The 20,207-nt window shown below is 71.1% G+C and carries 17 protein-coding genes; 12 read left to right on the forward strand and 5 right to left on the reverse strand.

All coding sequences use genetic code 11. The features are described 5' to 3' along the window. Positions 1–28 precede the first annotated feature (28 nt). Together FNH24_RS30400 and FNH24_RS30405 are read left to right on the forward strand one after the other, a co-directional pair. Positions 29–2,260: an FG-GAP repeat domain-containing protein gene (locus FNH24_RS30400; protein ID WP_152366006.1), complete on the forward strand. Its 2,232-nt coding sequence runs from the start codon at positions 29–31 to the stop codon at positions 2,258–2,260. Between the two features lie 54 nt (positions 2,261–2,314). After that, a complete protein-coding gene (locus FNH24_RS30405; RefSeq protein ID WP_152366007.1) occupies positions 2,315–4,081 on the forward strand; it encodes a family 43 glycosylhydrolase in 1,767 nt (588 codons plus the stop codon). Positions 4,082–4,532: 451 nt separating this feature from the next. Here the strand turns inward: FNH24_RS30405 and FNH24_RS30410 are convergent, their stop codons facing one another. After that, the gene (locus FNH24_RS30410) at positions 4,533–5,687 is read right to left on the reverse strand and encodes a glycine C-acetyltransferase (protein ID WP_217428658.1); all 1,155 of its coding nucleotides are present in this window, start codon (positions 5,685–5,687) and stop codon (positions 4,533–4,535) included. Positions 5,688–5,729: 42 nt separating this feature from the next. Then, positions 5,730–6,755: an L-threonine 3-dehydrogenase gene (gene tdh / locus FNH24_RS30415; RefSeq protein WP_152366009.1), complete on the reverse strand. Its 1,026-nt coding sequence runs from the start codon at positions 6,753–6,755 to the stop codon at positions 5,730–5,732. An 85-nt stretch (positions 6,756–6,840) separates the two neighbouring features. Here tdh and FNH24_RS30420 point away from each other — a divergent pair, with 85 nt between their 5' ends. The 4 genes from FNH24_RS30420 (at position 6,841) to FNH24_RS30435 (ending at position 11,936) form a co-directional block, all read left to right on the forward strand. Continuing rightward, positions 6,841–8,154, forward strand: a complete 1,314-nt coding sequence (locus FNH24_RS30420) for an MFS transporter (RefSeq protein ID WP_161606400.1) — start codon at positions 6,841–6,843, stop codon at positions 8,152–8,154. After that, a complete protein-coding gene (locus FNH24_RS30425; RefSeq protein WP_152366011.1) occupies positions 8,151–8,906 on the forward strand; it encodes a MerR family transcriptional regulator in 756 nt (251 codons plus the stop codon). The genes FNH24_RS30420 and FNH24_RS30425 overlap by 4 nt, the downstream gene beginning before the upstream one ends. A 383-nt stretch (positions 8,907–9,289) precedes the next feature. Beyond that, entirely contained in the window at positions 9,290–10,687 is a 1,398-nt protein-coding gene (locus tag FNH24_RS30430; RefSeq protein ID WP_152366012.1) for an L-serine ammonia-lyase, read from the forward strand. Positions 10,688–10,841: 154 nt separating this feature from the next. Beyond that, a complete protein-coding gene (locus tag FNH24_RS30435) occupies positions 10,842–11,936 on the forward strand; it encodes an ABC transporter ATP-binding protein (protein WP_152366013.1) in 1,095 nt (364 codons plus the stop codon). A gap of 138 nt (positions 11,937–12,074) precedes the next feature. On the opposite strand, the gene FNH24_RS30440 is transcribed toward FNH24_RS30435, so the two are convergent. From FNH24_RS30440 to FNH24_RS30450, 3 genes are read right to left on the reverse strand one after another with little or no spacing between them, the layout of a single operon-like run. After that, a complete protein-coding gene (locus FNH24_RS30440) occupies positions 12,075–13,100 on the reverse strand; it encodes a sensor histidine kinase (protein WP_152366014.1) in 1,026 nt (341 codons plus the stop codon). Further along, positions 13,100–13,789: a response regulator transcription factor gene (locus FNH24_RS30445; protein ID WP_152366015.1), complete on the reverse strand. Its 690-nt coding sequence runs from the start codon at positions 13,787–13,789 to the stop codon at positions 13,100–13,102. Before FNH24_RS30445 ends, FNH24_RS30440 begins: the two co-directional genes overlap by 1 nt. Positions 13,790–13,800: 11 nt before the next feature. Further along, complete coding sequence (locus FNH24_RS30450; protein ID WP_217428642.1) at positions 13,801–15,234, reverse strand: hypothetical protein; 1,434 nt, start codon at positions 15,232–15,234, stop codon at positions 13,801–13,803. A gap of 115 nt (positions 15,235–15,349) precedes the next feature. Here FNH24_RS30450 and FNH24_RS30455 point away from each other — a divergent pair, with 115 nt between their 5' ends. Genes FNH24_RS30455 through FNH24_RS30480 form a run of 6 tightly spaced genes read left to right on the forward strand, consistent with a single transcriptional unit; the run spans position 15,350 to position 20,117 of the window. Beyond that, positions 15,350–16,042 (forward strand): glycosyltransferase family 2 protein, encoded by a 693-nt coding sequence (locus FNH24_RS30455; protein WP_152366016.1) that lies wholly within the window; start codon positions 15,350–15,352, stop codon positions 16,040–16,042. Continuing rightward, positions 16,042–16,827, forward strand: coding sequence for a TIGR04282 family arsenosugar biosynthesis glycosyltransferase (locus tag FNH24_RS30460; RefSeq protein WP_152366017.1), 786 nt, complete (start codon positions 16,042–16,044; stop codon positions 16,825–16,827). The genes FNH24_RS30455 and FNH24_RS30460 overlap by 1 nt, the downstream gene beginning before the upstream one ends. Beyond that, on the forward strand, positions 16,824–17,477 hold the full coding sequence (locus tag FNH24_RS30465) for a methyltransferase domain-containing protein (protein ID WP_152366018.1): 654 nt from the start codon (positions 16,824–16,826) through the stop codon (positions 17,475–17,477). Before FNH24_RS30460 ends, FNH24_RS30465 begins: the two co-directional genes overlap by 4 nt. Then, on the forward strand, positions 17,474–18,643 hold the full coding sequence (locus tag FNH24_RS30470; RefSeq protein ID WP_175047931.1) for a molybdopterin-dependent oxidoreductase: 1,170 nt from the start codon (positions 17,474–17,476) through the stop codon (positions 18,641–18,643). The genes FNH24_RS30465 and FNH24_RS30470 overlap by 4 nt, the downstream gene beginning before the upstream one ends. Then, entirely contained in the window at positions 18,640–19,101 is a 462-nt protein-coding gene (locus FNH24_RS30475; protein WP_152366019.1) for a hypothetical protein, read from the forward strand. The genes FNH24_RS30470 and FNH24_RS30475 overlap by 4 nt, the downstream gene beginning before the upstream one ends. Next, positions 19,101–20,117, forward strand: a complete 1,017-nt coding sequence (locus FNH24_RS30480; RefSeq protein WP_152366020.1) for an NAD-dependent epimerase/dehydratase family protein — start codon at positions 19,101–19,103, stop codon at positions 20,115–20,117. Before FNH24_RS30475 ends, FNH24_RS30480 begins: the two co-directional genes overlap by 1 nt. The last annotated feature ends 90 nt before the right edge of the window (positions 20,118–20,207 follow it).

Consider the following 20,207-nt stretch of genomic DNA (forward strand, 5'->3'; position numbering starts at 1 on the left):
CCTCAGCCACCTCAAAGGAGAGGAACCCATGTTTCGAAGCACGCTGCGTAGGCTCGCCGCGGCCGGCGCCCTGGCTCTGCTGGCGCTACCGCTGGCCGCCGTGTCGCCGTCGGCGGCCGCGACGACCGACCTCGCGCCCGGCGACCTCGTGGTCCGCACCGCTGACGGGCGACTGGTCCGCTATGCGCACAGCGCCGGCGCCTCGACGCCCTGGTCGGAGACCGGGAGCACGGTCGTCGGCACCGGCTGGGCCGGCGCGAACAGCCTCGCCGTCACGGATGTGAGCCTGGACGGTCGGCCCGATCTGTTCGACCGGATGGGGGATTCGATCGGCTACCACGCCCACCGCGGTGAGGCGGATCCGATCTGGGATGTCGGCGAGCGGGTCTTCGGGATGTCCGGCTGGGCCGATGTGCCGCAGGTGGTCCTGGAGGACTTCAACCGCGACGGCCGGCCCGACCTGATGGCCCGGCAGCCCGGCGGCAACCTCCGGATGTGGGAGCACGACGGCAACCAGACCGCCAGCCCGTGGCTGACCCGGCCCGCGCGCGACATCGCCTACGGGCTGGAGCGGGCCGACACGGTGCTGTTCGGCGAGGTCACCCGGGACGACTTCCGGGACCTCGTGATGCGCGAGGACGACGGCAACCTCTGGATCGTGCCGCATCCCGGTGACAGCTCGGCTGCGGCGCGTTCGGCCGGCGGCGGGGTGACCTGGGACCTCGACGCGCTCCGGGCCCGGGCCGAGACCGCCAGTGCCGCGCGCACCGCCGAGGTGGACCCGACGCTGCCGTACGAGCTCGGCTTCGGCTGGGCCGACTTCGCCTCGCTCGCGGTCGCCGACGTGACCGGCGACGGCCTCGGTGACCTGCTGGCCCTGGAGGATTCCGGCCGGCTCTGGATCTATCCGCACAACGGCGCCACCGTCGGTCAGCGGCCGTGGACCGACCGGATCGACGCCGGCTCCTGGTGGGGCGGCGACAGCCTGCTCGCCGTGACCGACGCGCCGGTCACCCAGGAGCCGCCGGATCCGCCGGACCCCGAGCCCGACCCGGACCCGGTCCCGGTGCGGCCCGGCGACGCGGTGGCGCTGGACCGCGACGGGCGGCTGTGGCGACTCTGGCACACCGGTGACCGGGACCGGCCGTGGGCCCGCTCGGCGGCCAGTGTCGTCGGGGCCGACTGGAGCGGGGCCGACGTGTTCGTCCTCGACGACGTGACGCTGGACGGACGGCCGGACCTGTTCTTCCGGGATCCGGCCGGCGACGGCAGCGTGTGGTTCCACCCGCACCAGGGCGACGACACCGCCCCCTGGGCGATCGGCGAGAAGGTCTTCGGGATGAGCGGCTGGAACAACGCGGCGGCGGTGCTGCTCGAGGACGTCAATCACGACGAGCGGCCCGACCTGCTGTCCCGGATGCCCGCCGGCAACCTGCGGGTCTGGCTGCACGACGGCAAGACGACCAGCAGCCCGTGGCTCTCGGCCGGCAACTGGACCGATGTGGCCCTCGGGCTGCAGGGCACCGATGTCGTCCGGTTCGGCGAGCTGACCGGCGACGACGCGCGCGACCTGATCATCCGTGAGGCCGACGGTTCGCTCTGGGTGCTGCCCGCGAGCGGCGCCGAGATCGGGCCGGGCACGCCGCCGGTCTGGACCTGGGACCTGGCCGCGGCGCGAGCGAACGCCGACCCGGCCGACCCTTCGCTGCCGTACGAACTCGGTGGTGGCTGGGCCGACGCCGACCAGCTCGAGGTGCAGGACGTCGACGGCGACGGCCGGTCGGACCTGTTGGCCGTCGGCTCCGACGGAGCGCTGACGATCTACTACCACGACGGCTCACCGGCCGGGCGGAACCCGTGGACCGTGCCGACTCCGGCCGGCGACTGGTGGGGAAGGTATGCGCTGGTCGGGTTCAGCTCGCTGACCGCCACCGCCGAGCCGGAGCCGACCGGCCGGGTGGCGTACGACCCGGTCGGGACCGCGAAGTTCCAGACCCTGACCGCCGCCGGCTTCCGGCCCGGCGAGCCGGTCACGCACTCGTTGGACGGGCGACCGGAGAGCATCGTCCGGGCCAACCAGGAGGGCGAGGTCGCCTTCGTGTTCAAGGCCCCGACCCGGGGCGGCGACTACGCCTCCGACCTGCAGGCGGCCTCCGGTGCCCGGCTGCACGTCGCCTTCCGGGTGGTCAAGGGCTCCCCGGGCGGCAGCCGGGCCGACCTGCTCGCGTGGCGCGAGGCCTGGTCGCCCGAGCGCCCCTGACCCGCCTTCTCCTTTCTCCCTTTCTCGTCACCCGTTCCGTTCTGAGGAGTCGCCATGCCCGTTTCGGTACGTTTCCGCCGCGCCGTCCTGGCCGGCACGGCCACCCTGGCCGCCCTGGTTCTCTGGCTCGGCGCGCCCGGCCTGCCCAGTGCCTGGGCCCTGCCGCCCGAGGTTCCGAAGACGTACATCGCCGAGGACTTCCCGGATCCCGACGTGGTCCGGGTCGGCAACACCTGGTACGCCTACGCCACCAACAACTGGCGGCACGTGCCGGTGGCCAGCGCGCCGACCATCGACGGGCCGTGGACGGTCCGCGGTGACGCGATGCCGGGCGGACCGTCGCCGAGCTGGGCCACGGCCGGCTTCACCTGGGCGCCCGACGTGCACCGCAACCCCGACGGCTCGCTGACCATGACCTACACGGCCCGGCACACCGCGTCCGGACGCCAGTGCATCGGCGTCGCCACGGCGACGAGTCCGCTCGGCCCGTTCACCCCGCAGAGCTCGCCGCTGATCTGTCCGACCGGCTCCGGCGGCGCCATCGACGCGAACACCTTCGTCGCCGCGAACGGCACCCGCTATCTGCTCTGGAAGAACGACGGCAACGCGATCGGCCAGCCGAGCACGCTCTGGCTGGTCCAGACGACGAACAACGGCACCGCCCTGGTCGGCAGCTCGACGGCCCTGGTCACCGTCCCGGCCGGGCAGGTGATCGAGGCGCCCGACCTGGTGCAGCGGAGCAGCCGCTTCGTGCTGTTCTACTCGCGCGGCGACTACGGCGGCTGCGGTTACTACACGTCCTACGCCACCGCCACCAGCCTGACCGGCACCTGGACCCACGCCAGCCCGGCCTTCATGACCCAGGCGAACACCGGCATCTGCGGCCCCGGCGGCGCGGACGTGATCACCGCCGCCGACGGGCTGACCGGTGGCGACAAGTTGATCTTCCACGGCTGGGTCTCCGGAGCCCGGCACCTGTTCGCCATCGACCTCTCCTGGTCGAATGATCTTCCGGTGCAGGGCGGCCGGCGGGCGGTGTCGCTGGACGGCGACGCCCGGTCGGAGATCGCGGCCATCGAGGCGAACGGCGACCTCCGCGCCTGGCACAACGACGGCGGTTTCGCCACCACGCCGTACGGCGACTCGACGATCATCGGCAGCTCGCTGGGCGATCCGGCCCGGCTCCGGTTCGCCGATCTCGACGACGACGGCCGGGCCGAGCTGATCACCGTCCAGGCCAATGGCGAGATCGCCGCGCGGCACAACGACGACGGCTTCGCCCCCTCGCCGTTCGGCAATCCGGTGATCATCGGCACCGGCTTCAACGATCCGGCCCGGGTCAAGTTTGCCGACCTGGACGACGACGGCCGGGCCGAACTGATCAAGGTCGAGGACGACGGAAAGGTCCGGGCCTGGCACAACGACGGCGCCTTCAGCGCCATGCCCTACGGAAACTCGGTGATCATCGGCGACGGCTTCACCGACCCGACCCGGGTCCACTTCCCCGACCTCGACGGCGACGGCCGGGCCGAGATCGCCGTCGTCCAGACCACCGAACTGGTCGAGGCCTGGCACAACGACTCCGGCTTCGCCACCAACCCGTACGGCAACTCCGTGATCATCGGTGACGGCTTCGACGACCCGGCCCGGGTCCACTTCCCCGACCTCGACGGCGACGGCCGGGCCGAAATCGCCGCGGTCCAGACCACCGGACTGGTCGAGGCCTGGCACAACGACTCCGGCTTCGCCACCAACCCCTACGGCAACTCCGTGATCGTCGGCGACGGCTTCAACGACCCGACCCGAGCGTTCTTCATCTGAGGTTCTGTCCCCCGAGTCTGTCGAACGGTCCGTTCCCGGCCTGGATCCATCGGCGGGCTGAGCCCGGGGAAGAACGAAAGGCGCACCAAGGACGGACGGATCGAGCAGGGCTCACCCCTAGCTGCCGACCGTCGGACGGATCCGGAAACGGGCTCGGCCGATCAGCGCTTGTGCTTGCCGAGTGGACACTTTGGCCAACGTCAAGGGCCAGAATCGTGACCAAAGTGTCCACTCGCCGGTCCGCGGGTCCTGATCGACGCGGCCCCGGCTCCGTACCGACCGGCGGTCGGCCGGATCGGCTGCGTTCCGCTCGACCCGCCCGTCCTCGGCGCGTCTTTCCGTTCAGCAGGACCAAGCGGCCCCACCGGTGCGTTTCTCCACCACGGTCGACTTCCGCACTCCAAGCCCGGCTCACGCTCGGGGAGCGAAAGCACCGCGGCTCAGGGAATGATCAACGAGCGCTGACGAACGCGGCGATGGCCCGGTCAAGATCATCGCGGGAATGCGCGGCGGACAGCTGGGTCCGGATCCGGGCCTTGCCCTTGGGCACCACCGGGTACGAGAACGCTCGGACGTAGATCCCGTCGGCCAGCAGCCGGTCGGCCATCCGCGCCGCCTCGACCGCGTCGCCGATCATCACCGGGACGATCGGATGATCGGACTCGGGGATCTCGAATCCCTCAGCCGTCATCCGCTCGCGGAAGTAGGTCGTGTTGTCGCGCAGCCGGGTGAGCAGATCGGCGGAGGATTCGAGCAGGTCGAGCGTCGCGATCGCGGCGGCGGCGATCGACGGGGCCAGCGAGTTGGAGAAGAGGTACGGCCGGGACCGCTGCCGCAGCATCTCGACGATCTCGGCCCGGGCCGCCGTGTAACCGCCGGAGGCGCCGCCGAGGGCCTTGCCCAGCGTGCCGGTGACGATGTCGATCTTGTCCCGGACGCCGAACAGCTCGGGCGTCCCGGCTCCGGTCTCGCCGATGAAGCCGACCGCGTGCGAGTCGTCGACCATGATCAGCGCGTCGTGCCGCTCGGCCAGCTCGGCGATCTTGTCCAAGGGCGCGACGTAGCCGTCCATCGAGAACACGCCGTCGGTGGCGATCATCCGGTAGCGGGCGTCCTTGGCCTCGATCAACTTCGCTTCCAGGTCGGCCATGTCGCGGTTCTTGTAGCGGAACCGGCCGGCCTTGCACAGCCGGACCCCGTCGATGATCGATGCGTGGTTGAGCTCGTCGGAGATGATCGCGTCCTCCGGCCCGAGCAGGGTTTCGAACAGGCCGGTGTTGGCGTCGAAGCAGGAGCTGTAGAGGATCGCGTCCTCGGTGCCGAGGAAGCGGCTGACCCGCCCCTCCAGCTCCTTGTGGATCTCGGCCGTGCCGCAGATGAACCGGACCGAGGCCATGCCGAAGCCCCACCGGTCCAGCGCCTGCTGGGCGGCCTTGATCATCGCCGGATGATCGGCCAGGCCGAGGTAGTTGTTGGCGCAGAGGTTGAGGACCGTTGCGTCGTCGACGCCGATCGCGGCCGCCTGCGGGGTGGTCAGCACCGACTCGGCCTTGTACAAACCCTCCGCGCGCAGCTGCTGCAGCTCCGCGGTCAGGTTCTCCTTGATCGTTCCGTACATCCCTCTCCGTTCCCTGAACCTGTCGAAGGGTCACTCCCAGGTCATGATCACTTTGCCGCTGTTGCCGTCGGCCGTGGTCGCGAACGCCTTGTCGTGCTCCGCGTACGGGAACCGGTGCGTGATCACCCCGGAGATGTCCAGTCCACTCTGCAGCAGCACGGACATCGCATACCAGGTCTCGTACATCTCGCGGCCGTAGATCCCCTTGATCGTCAGCATGTTCAGCACCACGGTGGCCATGTCGATGCTGATCTCCTGGCTGGGCAGACCGAGCATGGCGATCCGGCCGCCGTGGGTCATCTGGGTGATCATGTCCCGCAGCGCGGCCGGGCTGCCGGACATCTCCAGACCGACGTCGAAGCCCTCCTTCATGCCGAGGGTCTGCTGCGCCTCCCGGACCGAATCATGATCGATGTTGACGCCGAGGCTCACCCCGAGCGAGCGGGCCAACTCGAGCCGGGCTTCGCTGCGGTCGGTGATCACCACGTGCCGGGCGCCGGACTGTCGGCAGACCATCGCGGCCAGGATCCCGATCGGCCCGGCGCCGGTGACCAGCACGTCCTCGCCGAGCATCGGGAACGTCAGCGCCGTGTGCACCGCGTTGCCGAACGGGTCGAAGATCGCGGCCACCCCGGCGTCGATCGGATCCCGGTGCACCCAGGCGTTGCCCGACGGCAGCACCACGTATTCGGCGAACGCGCCGTCGACCTGGACCCCGATCCCCCGGGTGTTGATGCACAGGTGCCGCCGCCCGGCCCGGCAGTTGCGACAACGGCCGCAGACCAGGTGACCCTCGCCGCTGACGAAGTCGCCGACCGCGACGTCGGTGACGCTCGACCCGATCGCCACCACCGTCCCGGCGAACTCGTGCCCGACGATCAGTGGCGCCGTGACCCGGCTCTGCGCCCAGGGGTCCCAGGACGCGATGTGCAGGTCGGTCCCGCAGATGCCGGTCGCAGCGACCTTGATCAACACATCTCCCGGCCCGTACTCGGGCTCCGGCACGTCCACCAGGTGCAAACCCGGCTCCGCCGCCGTCTTCACCAGCGCCTTCACGCTGGCCACCCTAACCGCCATTCCCCGTCACTCTGTGCACGGGCGGCTTGACCTTGACGCTACGTCAATGTTTGACCCTGGTTTCATGACCACGACGCAGACCCCGATCACCGCCGTGCCACAGCGCCGATCCGTGGTGCTCTATCTGGCCTCCGGTGGCCTGTCGATCTTCGGCAACGCGCTGGCCGCGATCGTGCTGCCGGTGATCGTGCTGACCAAGACCGGGCAGATCGGCGCCGCCGCCCTGGTCGCCGCGGTCACCGCCGTGCCGCAGTTGCTGGCGGCCATCGGTGGCGGCGTGATCGCGGACCGGTTCGGCCGGAAGCGGCTGAGCATCGTGGCCGATCTCGGCTCGGCCGCCTCGATCGCCGTGCTGCCGCTGATCGAGCTGACGGTCGGCCTGTCGCTCGGCTGGTTCATCGCAGCGGCGCTGCTCGGCGCCCTCTTCGACGTGCCCGGGATGACGGCGCGCGAGGCGCTGCTGCCGGCGGTGGCCCGGGCCGGGAAGCTGCCGGTGGCCCGGTTGAGCGGGATCAACGAGGGGATTTCCGGACTCGGGATGCTGATCGGGCCGGCCCTGGGCGGCCTGCTGGTCGCGGCCGTCAACCCGACCACGGCGCTCTGGGTCACCGCGATCACCTCCGCCCTGGCCGCCCTGGCCACCGCCCTGCTGCCCCGTGGCCTGGACCGGGTGCCCACGGACCCGGCCGACCAGGCGGTCGACGCGAAGCCGTTCGGGCCGCGGGCCGCGCTGGCCGACCTCCGCGAAGGCCTGCGGATCGTCCGCCGCGAGCCGACCGTGCTGTGGCTCTGCGGCCTGACCGTCGGCGCCTTCCTGGTGATCGGTCCGGTGGTCGCACTGTTGCTGCCGGCCTGGTTCGTCGCGGTCGGGCAGCCGGGGCTGATGGGTCCGGTGATCAGCGCGATCGCGCTCGGCGGGCTGATCGGGGCCGGCGTGTACACCGTCCTCGGCACCAAGATCAGCAACCGGGTGACGGTCACGATCGGGCTGGTGGTGATGGCGGTCGGGTTGATCGGCGTGATGATCTTCCCGCCGTACCCGGTGCTGCTGGTCGCGGCCGTGCTGGCCGGCAGCGGTTCGGGATTCTTCGGCCCGGTGTTCACCACGGTCCTCACCGAACGCATTCCCGAGCAGGCGTACGGCCGGGTGCTCGGCCTGCAGAACTCGGGCACCCTGGCCGCGGCTCCGGTCGGCATGGCTCTGGCCGGCTTCATCGCCGAACAGTGGAGTGTCGTGGCGGCCGGCTGGGCGCTCGCCGTGCTGTGGTTGATCATCACCGTGGGCAGCCTGGCCTCGCCCTGGCTGCGCGGGATCAATCAGGGCGGGATCAATCAGGGCGGCATCAACCGGACGGCGGAGGTCGAGGAGGCCCGATGAAGATCGGCGAGCTGGCGGAGCTGGCCGGCACGACCACGCGCGCCGTCCGGCACTACCACCGCGAGGGCCTGCTGCCGGAGCCGCCGCGACGGCCTAACGGCTATCGCAGCTACGGCGTCCGCGACCTGGTCGGCCTCGTCAAGATCAGGCGGCTGCGGGACGCCGGCCTGTCCCTGGCCGAGGTCCGGGCCGTGCTCGTCGCGCCGGCCGGCAGTGACGCCTGGCGGACCGCGCTGGTCGCCGCCGAGCGCCGACTGGCCGAGGAGGAACGGCGGATCCGGCGCCTCCGCCGCGACGTCGCCCGGCAGCTCGAGTCCCGACTCGACCCGACCCTGCCGGCGCCGCTGGCCGAGGTGCTGGACCAGCTCCAGGACCGAGGCCTGAACCCCACGGCGCTGACGTACGAGCGAGATCTGGCCCTGATCGCCGTCACCTACGAGCCGGCCGCGGCCGAGGCGCTGGCCGCCTACTACCGGCAACTGCTGGACCAGCCGGAACGGATCGCCCTGATCGCCCGGATCCACGACGAGTTCGACGCCCTGGCCGACCTCGACCCGGACGATCCCCGGGTGGCCGAGGTCGCCCGGGTCATCGCCGAGGACGCCGCCGAGTACGGCACCGGCCTGCTCGACCCCGACCTCGACCCCGCCACCGTCGACACCGAAGACGTCACCCTCTTCCTAGACCAGTTCACCCCCGCCCAACGCCGCGCCATCCACCTGGCCCTCACCCAGCTCACCACCACCCCCTGACCACTCCGCACCACAAACGCGGCAGTTCGGACCAGACGCGGCAGTTGCACCTGCCGCGGATCGCTGCAACTGCCGCGTTTGGTGATCGGGGACACATGGGCGTGTCGGGGCCGGGTGGGGCGGCTGGGACGGGTGAGACTGCAGGTGGCCGGAGCTCCCTGCCGGGTATGAGCCGGCGGGGCCCCGGGGTCGTGCGGGCTGGGTCTGTCGAGTCCCGTCGGCAGGCTCAGGGCACGCCCTTCGACGCCGGGCAGCTGACCGAAATCCAGCAATCGTTGGCCGAATCGACCCGAAACCACCGCTGAGTACGAACGCGCGCTGGATTCCGGTCACCGCCTCGACGCGACACCGGGTTTCGCGGGCCGGTGAGTGACACTTGAGCCGTGACCGTCAGCGTGTTCGACCTGTTCAGCATCGGTATCGGGCCCTCCAGCTCGCACACCGTGGGCCCGATGCGGGCGGCCAAGCGGTTCGCCACCGCGCTGGCCGAGTCCGGCCGGCTGACCGAGGTCACCCGGGTCCGGGCCGAGCTGTTCGGTTCGCTCGGCGCCACCGGGCACGGGCACGGCAGCTACAACGCGGTGCTGCTCGGGCTCGAAGGCGAGGACCCCGAATCAGTCGACACCACGGCCGGGCCGCGGCGGGCGGCCGAGGCGATGGCCGAGGGAAAGCTGCTGCTGGCCGGCCAGCACCGGATCCCGTTCGATCGCGACGCCGACCTGATCCTGCACCGGCGCCGGTCGCTGCCGTTCCACCCGAACGGGATGACCTTCACCGCCTGGACCGGCGACACCGAGCTGACCAGCCGCACCTACTACTCGATCGGTGGCGGCTTCGTGCTGGACGACGACGGCAGTGGTGCGCCCTCGATCGTCTCGGACCCGACCCCGGTGCCGTACCCGTTCCGCACCGGGGTGGAACTGCTCGACCGTTGCACCGAGACCGGCCTGCCGATCGCCGGGGTGATGCTGGCCAACGAGGTGGCCCGCCGGCCCGAGGCGGAGGTCCGGGCCGGGCTGCTGCGGATCTGGTCGGTGATGGCCGAATGCGTCCGCAACGGCTGCGCCACCACCGGCGTGCTGCCCGGCGGGCTGAAGGTCCGGCGCCGGGCCGCCGAACTGCACCAGAAGCTGCTGATCGAGTCGGCCCCGCCGGCGGCCGACTCGACGCCGTTGCCGCTCGACCCGCTGGCCGCGATGGACTGGATCACCCTGTGGGCGCTGGCGGTGAATGAGGAGAACGCCTCCGGCGGTCGGGTCGTCACCGCGCCGACCAATGGTGCCGCGGGCATCATCCCGGCAGTGCTGCACTACGCGGTCCGGTTCGTGCCCGGCACGAACGACGATTCGATCATCGACTTCCTGCTGGTGGCCGCCGCACTCGGCTCGATCTATCAGCAGACAGCGTCGATCTCGGGCGCCGAAGTCGGCTGCCAGGGTGAGGTCGGCACGGCCTGTTCGATGGCCGCCGGCGCGCTGGCCGAGTTGCTGGGCGGCACCCCGGAGCAGGTCGAGAACGCGGCCGAGATCGGCATGGAACATCATCTCGGGCTGACCTGCGACCCGGTCGGAGGTCTGGTCCAGATCCCTTGTATCGAACGGAATGCGGTCGCCTCGGTGAAGGCGATCACCGCCGCCCGACTCGCTCTGCGCGGCGACGGGCAGCATACCGTCAGCCTGGACAAGGTGATCAAGACGATGATGCAGACCGGGGCCGATATGAAGATCAAGTACAAGGAGACGGCGCGCGGCGGACTGGCCGTCAACATCGTCGAGTGTTGATCAACGCAGGTTGTCCACCATGGTGAGACCCGGCTGGTCGATTCTTCACACCGCGAGGTAAAGTGCGCTTCAGCGCAGGGTCGCGCCATGACCATGCGCCGTGTTTCCACTACGGATCGTCGGGCACGTACCTGCCCGTGGAAAGGAATGTGGCATGGCCACCGTTTCGTTCAATCAAGCCTCCCGGGTCTACCCCGGTTCCGAGCACCCCGCGGTCGATCGTCTCGAGTTGGAGATCGGCGACGGCGAATTCATGGTCCTGGTCGGGCCGTCGGGTTGTGGCAAGTCCACCTCGCTCCGGATGCTGGCCGGCCTCGAAGAGGTCAACGAGGGCAGCATTCACATCGGCGAGCGGGATGTCACCGATCTGCCGCCGAAGGATCGCGACATCGCGATGGTGTTCCAGAACTACGCGCTCTACCCGCACATGTCGGTCGCCGACAACATGGGCTTCGCGCTGAAGATGGCCAACGTGCCGAAGGCCGAGCGGCAGCAGCGAGTGCTCGAGGCCGCCAAGCTGCTGGGCCTGGAGGAGTTCCTCAACCGCAAGCCGAAGGCGCTCTCCGGTGGTCAGCGGCAGCGGGTCGCGATGGGTCGTGCCATCGTCCGGCAGCCGCAGGTCTTCCTGATGGACGAGCCGCTGTCCAACCTGGACGCGAAGCTCCGGGTGTCCACCCGGACCCAGATCGCGGCCCTGCAGGCGCGGCTCGGCGTCACCACCGTCTACGTGACCCACGACCAGATCGAGGCCATGACGATGGGCGATCGGGTCGCGGTGATGAAGGACGGCGTGCTGCAGCAGGTCGACACCCCGCTGTCGCTGTACGACAAGCCGGAGAACCTGTTCGTGGCCGGCTTCATCGGCTCGCCGGCGATGAACCTGCTCGACGGCACGGTGACCGAGGGCGGTGTCCGGGTCGGCGACTTCGTCGTTCCGGTGTCGCGTGAGGTGCTGGCCAAGGCCGGCGACGAGAAGACGCTGACCATCGGCATCCGGCCCGAGACCTTCGACCTGGGCGAGGCCGGCATCGGCGTCGACGTGGCCGTGGTCGAGGAGTTGGGCGCGGACGCGTACCTCTACGGCACGCTGGCCGGGCTCAGCGAGGACGAGCAGCTGACCGCTCAGCAGATCGTCGGCCGGATCTCCTCCCGGCGCCCGCCGGAGCGGGGCTCCACCGTGCGCCTCTCCGTCGCCCCCGAGAGCGTGCACGTGTTCTCGCAGACGAGCGGCGCCCGCCTCTCCGGCTGAACGACCTGAAGGACCTGAACGAAGGAAGCGCCCCTCGCGGATCTCCGCGAGGGGCGTTCCCCATTCCCGCCGACCCGTCACTAACGCACCGGTTTTGGCGGCGTGTCGGAGCACAAGTGACGGGTCGATGCGGACCGGTCACGCCGGACGGGCCAGCGGCAGGGTGACGTCGAAGCGGCACCCCGGCCCGTGATTGCGTACGCCCACGGCGCCGCGATGGAGCTCGACCAGGCCGCGGACGATCGCCAGCCCGAGCCCGGCCCCGGTCCGCAGGTCGGCGTCGCCGCCCGGTGTCCGCGCCGGTACGCCACGGAACGCGACGTCGAACACCCGCGGCAGGTCCTGCTCCGGGATCCCGCCGCAGGCGTCCTGCACCGACACCCGGGCACCGCCGGGCGCGACGCTCGCACTGATCACCACCGTGGCCCCATCCGGAGTGTGCCGGACCGCGTTGATCAACAGGTTCCGCAGCACCCGGTCGAGCTCCGGGCCGGAGCCGCTGATCGTCGGCCAGCTGGCGGGTGGATCCACCTGGACCGCGATGCCGCGGCGCCGGGCGGTCACCGAGACCGCGTCGACGGCCTGGGACACCACGTCCTCCAACGGCAGCGGGGCGAAGGTCAACTGCAACGCTCCCGCGGTGATCTTGGACAGCTCGAACAGGTCGTCGACCATCCGGGACAGCCGCTCGGTCTCGGCTGAGATCTTGCCGGCGTAGGCGACGACGTCGTCGGGCTCGTTCACCACGCCGTCCTGCAGGGCCTCGCTCATCGCGCGGATCCCGGACAGCGGAGTCCGCAGATCGTGACTCACCCAGGCGACCAGTTCACGCCGGGACGCGTCGACCTGACGCTCCGCGGCCCGCCTCGCCTCGGCTTGGATGCCGTGCCGGGTGATCCGCCGGCCGAGCACGACGGAGACCGGGATCACCGCGGTCGCGATCAGCCCACAGGTGACCGCGGTCCAGCCCAGCTGAGGTGTGAACATGAAGCCGCTGATCATCACGACGAAGATCAACACCGCCAGGATCGGCACCACCACCAGGACGGTGATCATCACCTCGGCGGGCCGATCCCGGACCAGCCGCAGCACGATGATCTCGATCACCGTGGTCACCAGGCAGGCCAGCGCGGCCCAGGGCAGGATGTGCAGCAGGTCGTCCATCAGCCCTCCCGGTCGTAGCGATAGCCCCGGCCCCAGACGGTGACCAGGCGGCGCGGTTGGGACGGGTCCTGCTCGATCTTCTCCCGCAGCCGGCGGACGTGCACGGTCACCGTCGAATCGTCGCCGAACGACCAGTCCCAGACCCGTTCCAGCAGTTCCTTGCGGGTGAAGGCCTGCCCCGCGTGGCGGATCAGGAAGGCGAGCAGGTCGAACTCCCGGCCGGTCAGGTTCAGCGGCTCGCCGTCACGGTGCACGGTCCGGGCCCTGGTGTCGATGATCAAGTCGCCGTCTGTCAACCGCAGCTCCGGCTCGTCCGCCAGGATCACCGGCTCCAGCCGCTGCAGCAGCCGAGTCACCCGCAGGGTCAATTCCTTCGGGCTGAACGGCTTGACCACGTAGTCGTCGGCGCCCTGCTCCAGCCCGACCACCCGGTCCGACTCCAGCCCGAGGGCGGTCAGCATGATCACGCCGACGGTCGATTCGGCGCGCATCGTGCGGCACAGCTCGAGCCCGTCGGAGCCGGGCAGCATCAGATCGAGCACCACCAGGTCCGGCCGCTGCTCGCGGAAGATCGCCAGTGCGTCCGGACCGGTGCCGGCCTCCAACACCTGGTGCCCCTCGCGAGACAGGTAACGGCGGACCACCTCGCGGACGGTCTCGTCGTCGTCGACCACCAGGATCCGATGCATCCCCCCAGTGTTCACCACGGCGTCCAGATCAGGTGCGCGATGACGACGGTCAGCCCGAGGGACAGCGCGAAGCCGGCCCGGGCCGACCGGCGTGGCAGCAGGGCGACCGCGGTGATCACCAGGAACGCGAACGGCAGCCAGATCCGCTCCGTCTCGGCCTTCGACATCCCGGACAAGTCGGCCAGCAGGACGGCGGCCAGCCCGGCCAGCGCCAGCACCGCGGGCACCAATCGCTCGCTCGTTCGTTCCCTGAGGGAAGGAACAACCGTCGGCACCGCGCGGACCAGTCCGGCCACCGTGATCGGGCCGACGATGATCACGAAGGCGGCCAGGTTGGCCCAGACGAAATAGCCGTACGGACGCTCGGCCGCGATCCCTTGGTAGTAGCGCTCGTGCAGCAGCGCCAGACCGTGCCACCAGGCGAAGCCGGCGGCGGTGATCAGCAGCACCACTGCAGCCACCGCGGCGGCGGCGACCGCCCACCGGCGCAGCACGGCCCAGCCGTCGGACCGGACGCTCAGCCCGGCCGCGGCCAGCACGATCACGCCGAACAGGGCCAGCCCGTACGACAGGTAGAGCAGCAGCCCGAGCAGCAGACCGCCGGCGATCACTGGCAGCGGCCAGACCGGGCGCCGGCTGCGGACACCGATCACCACCAACGCCAGCCCGACCGCCGCGACCCCGGCGAACAGGCCGTCGGCTGAGACACCGACCCAGAGCGCGCCGGGCAGGAACACCGTGAAGGGAAGAATTCGGCGTGCCGCCTCCGGGGCGCCCAAGGCCCGAACGGTGACCGGAACGGCGACCGCGGCCGCGCAACCGACCGCGACGATGATCACCGCGGCCCAGTCCCCGCCGCCCAGGCCGGCCCGGTCCAGCAACCAGAAGACCGCGGTCACGCCCGGCGGATGTCCGGCGACGTGCGTCACCCAGCTGTCCGGCCGGAAGTCAAGGATGTGATCACTGAAGGTGGCCAGGAACTCCGGCAGGGAAGCGATCCGGGGCAGTTCGTGCAGATACTCATGGCCGCTGGTCAGCCGCGACCCGAGTCCGCCGGACCAGCCGTCGATCAACGCCAGGCCGACCGTCCAGGCGACCGCGACCGGGTAGCCGATGATCATGGTCCGCCGCCACGGCCACCGTCGGGCCACCCGCCCGGCAGCGATCAGCGCCATGATCGACAACGCCAGCACGACCGGGGTGCCAGGCCCGATCCGGGGCGCGAGCCAGCCGAACAGCGGCGGCGCATACACCTCGATCCGGACTCCGGCCGCGAGCAGCCCCGCCCCCACTGCGGCCGCCGCGGCGATCAGCCCGAACGCGCCGGCGACGGCGGCGGCGTCAGTGCGGCTGCCCTGGTCCCCGTCGCCGGCGGCGCTGCCGGGCGGCTCGAGCGCGGCGACCCGCGCGCGGTCGACGGCGCTCCGACTCACGACTTCTGCCACGAATCCCGACCCTAAGCCCGCGCCGGCCGCCCGGACCGCGTGATCACCGGGCCGAAAGAGATCGGTAAGGACCTGACCCTCGATCCGTAATCGCGGCCGTTCCTAGATTCGAGCCATGGATCGCCGGGTCGATGTCATCCTGCCGTGCCTGAACGAGGCGGCCGCTCTGCCGTGGATCATGGAGCGGCTGCCGGAACGCTATCGCGCGATCGTGGTGGACAACGGGTCGACCGACGGCAGCCCCGATCTGGCCGCCAGCTACGGCGCGACGGTGCTGGCCGAGCGGCGACGCGGCTACGGGTCCGCCGTGCAGACCGGCCTCTGGGCAGCCACCGCCGAGGTGGTGGTGATCATGGACTGCGACGCCACCATCGACCCGGTGGAGCTGCCGGCACTGGTCGGGGAGCTCGCCGACGGCTCGATCGACCTGCTCTGCGGCCGCCGCCGCCCCACCGGACGCGGCTCCTGGCCGCTGCATTCCCGGCTGGCGAACCGACTGCTGGCCGCCCTGCTGAGCGCCGGCGGCCGGGTCCGGCTGCATGATCTGGCCCCGGTCCGGATCGCCCGGCGTCGGCCGTTGATCGAGCTCAAGCTCACCGATCCACGCTCGGGCTATCCGCTGCAGACACTGCTCCGGGCCAGCCGGGCCGGCTGGCGGATCGTCGAGCGGGACGTGTCCTACCGATCGCGTCCGGCCGGCAGCCGATCCAAGATCACCGGAACGGTGCGAGGCACGCTGACGGTGGCGGCCGACATGCTGCGGGTCCTCCGCTCCGAGCCGCGACCGGCGCGGGCGGCGGCCCACTGATGCGGTCGCGGCGAACGACGGACCGGCCGTCGGCCACCGTGCTGGTGCTGGCCAAGGCGCCCCGGCCGCACCGGGTCAAGACCCGGCTCTGCCCACCCCTCACCGGCTCCGAGGCGGCCGCGGTCGCAGCCGTCGCGCTGACCGAAACCCTCACCACCATCGGGACCGTCCCGGGCATCCGCCGGGTGCTGGCGCTGTCCGGCGATCTCGACCGGGCCCAGGGAACGGACATGATCAGCGAGGCCCTGGACGGCTTCACCGTGATCGAGCAGCGCGGCTCCGACCTGGCGACCAAGATCGTCAACGCGCACCTCGACTGCGGCCCGGGCCCGGTGTTCCAGGTCGGAATGGACACCCCGCAACTGACCGCGGCGTTGATCATCGCGGCGCTGCACGAGCTGACGGTGGAGGGTGGACCGGACGCCACTCTCGGTCCGGCCACCGACGGCGGTTGGTGGGGCCTCGGCCTCCGCCGGGCCACCGCGGTGGCACCCGTGGCCGGCGTGCCGATGTCGACCTCGAGCACCGGGACCGACACGCTGGCCGCGCTGCGATCCGCCGGCTTGCGAGTGAGCCTGCTGCCGGCGCTGCGTGACGTCGACACGATCGCCGACGCCCGGGCCGTCGCCGCCATGGCCCCGCACACCGGCTTCGCCGCCCTGATCCGAACCTTGATCGACACCGAATCTCCCCCCGACCCCCGGAACGCCGACTTGTCAGAAGTGAGGACGGCCATGGCCAGCACCAGTTCTGACAAAGTCGGCTGGAGCGGGGTAGCGCGATGATCACCACGACTCCGGAGCGGGTCAGCCCGCTGCGGCTCTACGCCGCGGCGTTGGCCGGGGAACCGACGACCATGATCACCGATGCCGGCGATCGGCGCCGGCTGCCGGTCGAGGCCTGGTCCGGGACCATCGGTCGCGCCGACTGGGCCCTGCTGCGCCGCTGTTCCGGCCCGACGCTCGACCTCGGCTGCGGGCCCGGGCGGCTGACCACCGCCCTGCAGGCGGCCGGCACGCCGGCCCTCGGGGTCGATCTCTCCGGCCCGGCGGTCGACGCCGCGGTCGGTCGCGGTGCCGTGGCGTTGCGACGGGATCTGTTCGCGCCGTTGCCGGCCGAGGGGCGCTGGCACACCGTCCTGCTGGCCGACGACAACATCGGCATCGGCGGTGACGCGATCCGGCTGCTGACCCGCTGCCGGGCCCTGCTCGCTCCGGGCGGACGGGTGCTGCTGGATCTGGCCGAACCCGGCACCGGCTACCTCCGCCGACTGGTCCGCCTCGTCGCCGGCGATCGGGCCAGCGGCTGGTTTCCCTGGTGCTGGCTCGACCGGCACGCGCTGGCCGTGCTGGCCCGGCCCTGCGGGCTGCGACTGACCGACCACTGGGTGATCGACGGCCGCCAGCAGGCCGAGCTGATCGCGGTGGGAGCATGATCATCAGGTTGCGACCACCGAACGAGCAGGACTTCCGGTCACCGCTGCGCTCCGAGCGGCTGACCAGCATTCTCGGCATCGCCCTCGGCCTGGCCTTCACGATCTGCTTCCTCACCGGCCTGATCAGCCATCTGATCCAGCACCCGCCGGGCTGGTTCGCCTGGCCGACCGGCCCCTCCTGGTTGTATCGGGTGACCCAGGGCCTGCACGTCACGACCGGGATGGCGGCGATCCCGCTGCTGGCGGTGAAGCTGTGGTCGGTCGCGCCCAAGTTCTGGCGCCGGTTCCCGACCGGCCGAGCCCGGGCCATGATCATCGAGGCGGTCGAGCGGGGCACCATTCTGCTGCTGATCGGCGCCGCGTTCTTCGAAGTGCTGACCGGTCTGCTCAACGTGGCGGAGGCGTACCTGTGGCCGTTCTTCTTCCCTGAAGTGCACTACTTAATGGCCTGGCTGTTGATCGGCTCCGTCGTGCTGCACGTCGCGGTGAGGCTGCCGATCATGATCAGCGCCCTGCGCCGGCGCGATCGGCGGCCGCCTCCACCGCCGGCGGAGCCCCGGGCACCGGGAGCCGAAACGACGATCACCCGACGACACCTGTTGACCGGCACCGCCATCGCCGCGGCGGTGATCGCGATCGCGACCCTCGGTGACAAGATCCCAGCGCTGCGCGGGGTCTCGGTGCTGGCCCAGCGATCCGGCACCGGGCCGCAGGGTCTCCCGGTCAACCGCACCGCCGCCGCGGCGGGGATCCGGGCCGATCAGGTCGGCGCCGACTATCGGCTGGCGCTGGTCGGCACCCGGACGGTCGAGCTGTCCCTGGCCGACCTGACCGCCCTGCCGCAACGGACCGTCGAGCTGCCGATCGCGTGCGTCGAAGGCTGGTCCCAGCTGGCCACCTGGACCGGGGTCCGGCTGTCCGATCTGATCGGCCTCGTCGATGATCACGACTTCACCGAGGCCCGGCTGGCCTCCTTCGACGCCGGCCCGTACGGACGCAGCGTGGTCGCCTCCGCGCTCGCCCGGCACCCGGAGACGCTGATCGCGCTGCGACTGAACGGCGAGGTGCTCGATCATGATCATGGCTTCCCGGCCCGGCTGATCGCGCCGAACCGGCCCGGCGCCCTGCAGACCAAGTGGTTGTCCAGGATCGAGATCGTACGATGAGCGCGCGGCCCGGGAAGAACGACCTGTCGATGATCATGAAGGTCAGGATCGGGGTCGGGGTGGTCGGGGCGATCGGCATCGGGTACGGATTGTTCCTGGCCCTGACCACGCTGCGCCGCTGGCCGGACGTGATCGCGACGGCGCTCTGGTTCGGGCTGCCCCCGTTGGTCTCCGACCTGGTGCTGATCCCGGTGATCGGGCTGCTCGGCCTGACGGTCGGCACCCGGGTGCGCCCGGCCTGGCGGGCCCCGGTGATCATGGGCCTGATCATCAGCGGGGCGCTGGTGGCGATCGCCTGGCCGTTCGTGGCCGGGATCGGTCGGCGGCCGGACAACCCGTCGCTGCTCGACCGGCCCTATCTGCTCGGCACCGTGATCTTCCTGGTGCTGATCTGGGCCGGAGTAGCGATCTGGGGCCTGCTCCGCCGAGCACCCGTACCGAAGAGAAGGGAACCCTGATGCGCGTCCTCGTCACCGGTGCCGGCGGGTTCATCGGCTCCGCGATCACCGATCAGCTCCGGGCCGCCGGGCATCAGGTCGTCGGCCTGGATCTGCTCGACCGCGGCACACCGACGAACCGGACGGAACCCCGGCCGATCACCGGCGACGTGCGGGATCCGGCCGTCGTCGACCGCGCATTGGCCGGCGTCGACGTGGTCTGTCACCAGGCCGCGATGGTGGGGGTCGGGGTCAGCGTCGCCGACCTGCCCGACTACACGTCACACAACCTGCTGGGCACCGCGACCCTGCTGGCGCGGATGGCCGCGGCCGGGGTCCGCCGGCTGGTGCTGGCCTCGTCGATGGTCGTCTACGGTCCCGGCGGCTACCGCTGCCCCGTCGACGGCCCGGTCCGGCCGCTGCCCCGCCGGCCCGCGGATCTCGCCGCCGGCCGCTACGAACACCGCTGCCCCCGCTGCGACGGCGACCTGATCGACGTGCCGATCGACGAGGACACCCCGGCCGATCCGCAGAACACGTACGCGGTGACCAAGCACGGCCAGGAGCTGCTGGCCGCCTCGTGGGCCCGGGAGATCGACGGAGCGGTGACCGCGCTGCGCTACCACAACGTCTACGGGCCCGGGATGCCGCGAGACACCCCGTACGCCGGCGTCGCCGCGATCTTCCGCTCCGAGCTGGCCGCCGGCCGGCCACCGCGGGTGTACGAGGACGGCGGCCAGCGCCGCGATTTCGTGTACGTCGACGACGTGGCCCGGGCCAACCTGCTCGCGATCGAGCGGATCGCCACGATCGACGCCCCCGAGTTCGTACCACTCAACATCGCCTCCGGCGACCCGCACACCGTCGGCGAACTCGCCACCGCCCTGGCCCAAGTCACCGGCGGCCCCGCCCCGGTCATCGTCGGCGGCGGCCGCGCCACCGACGCCCGCCACATCGTCGCCTCCCCCACCCGCGCCCACCGGGTCCTGAACTACACCCCCCAAACCCCCTTCTCCCTCGGCCTGACCCGCCTCTAAAAACCGCCGACCCGTCACTAGCGCACGCGTTTTGGCGGCGTGTCGGTGCACAAGTGACGGGTCGGCGAAGTCCGTAACGGCGGTGCGGAT

Source organism: Microlunatus speluncae (assembly GCF_009299835.1).
Taxonomy (GTDB): domain Bacteria; phylum Actinomycetota; class Actinomycetes; order Propionibacteriales; family Propionibacteriaceae; genus Microlunatus; species Microlunatus speluncae.

What these genes read in the sequence shown, in the direction of transcription:
- FNH24_RS30400 (WP_152366006.1), top strand. Translation starts at nt 29, where the DNA reads ATGTTTCGAAGCACGCTGCGTAGGCTCGCCGCGGCCGGCGCCCTGGCT.
- FNH24_RS30405 (WP_152366007.1), top strand. Translation starts at nt 2,315, where the DNA reads ATGCCCGTTTCGGTACGTTTCCGCCGCGCCGTCCTGGCCGGCACGGCC.
- FNH24_RS30420 (WP_161606400.1), top strand. Translation starts at nt 6,841, where the DNA reads ATGACCACGACGCAGACCCCGATCACCGCCGTGCCACAGCGCCGATCC.
- FNH24_RS30425 (WP_152366011.1), top strand. Translation starts at nt 8,151, where the DNA reads ATGAAGATCGGCGAGCTGGCGGAGCTGGCCGGCACGACCACGCGCGCC.
- FNH24_RS30435 (WP_152366013.1), top strand. Translation starts at nt 10,842, where the DNA reads ATGGCCACCGTTTCGTTCAATCAAGCCTCCCGGGTCTACCCCGGTTCC.
- FNH24_RS30440 (WP_152366014.1), bottom strand. Translation starts at nt 13,100, where the DNA reads ATGGACGACCTGCTGCACATCCTGCCCTGGGCCGCGCTGGCCTGCCTG.
- FNH24_RS30445 (WP_152366015.1), bottom strand. Translation starts at nt 13,789, where the DNA reads ATGCATCGGATCCTGGTGGTCGACGACGACGAGACCGTCCGCGAGGTG.
- FNH24_RS30455 (WP_152366016.1), top strand. Translation starts at nt 15,350, where the DNA reads ATGGATCGCCGGGTCGATGTCATCCTGCCGTGCCTGAACGAGGCGGCC.
- FNH24_RS30460 (WP_152366017.1), top strand. Translation starts at nt 16,042, where the DNA reads ATGCGGTCGCGGCGAACGACGGACCGGCCGTCGGCCACCGTGCTGGTG.
- FNH24_RS30465 (WP_152366018.1), top strand. Translation starts at nt 16,824, where the DNA reads ATGATCACCACGACTCCGGAGCGGGTCAGCCCGCTGCGGCTCTACGCC.
- FNH24_RS30470 (WP_175047931.1), top strand. Translation starts at nt 17,474, where the DNA reads ATGATCATCAGGTTGCGACCACCGAACGAGCAGGACTTCCGGTCACCG.
- FNH24_RS30475 (WP_152366019.1), top strand. Translation starts at nt 18,640, where the DNA reads ATGAGCGCGCGGCCCGGGAAGAACGACCTGTCGATGATCATGAAGGTC.
- FNH24_RS30480 (WP_152366020.1), top strand. Translation starts at nt 19,101, where the DNA reads ATGCGCGTCCTCGTCACCGGTGCCGGCGGGTTCATCGGCTCCGCGATC.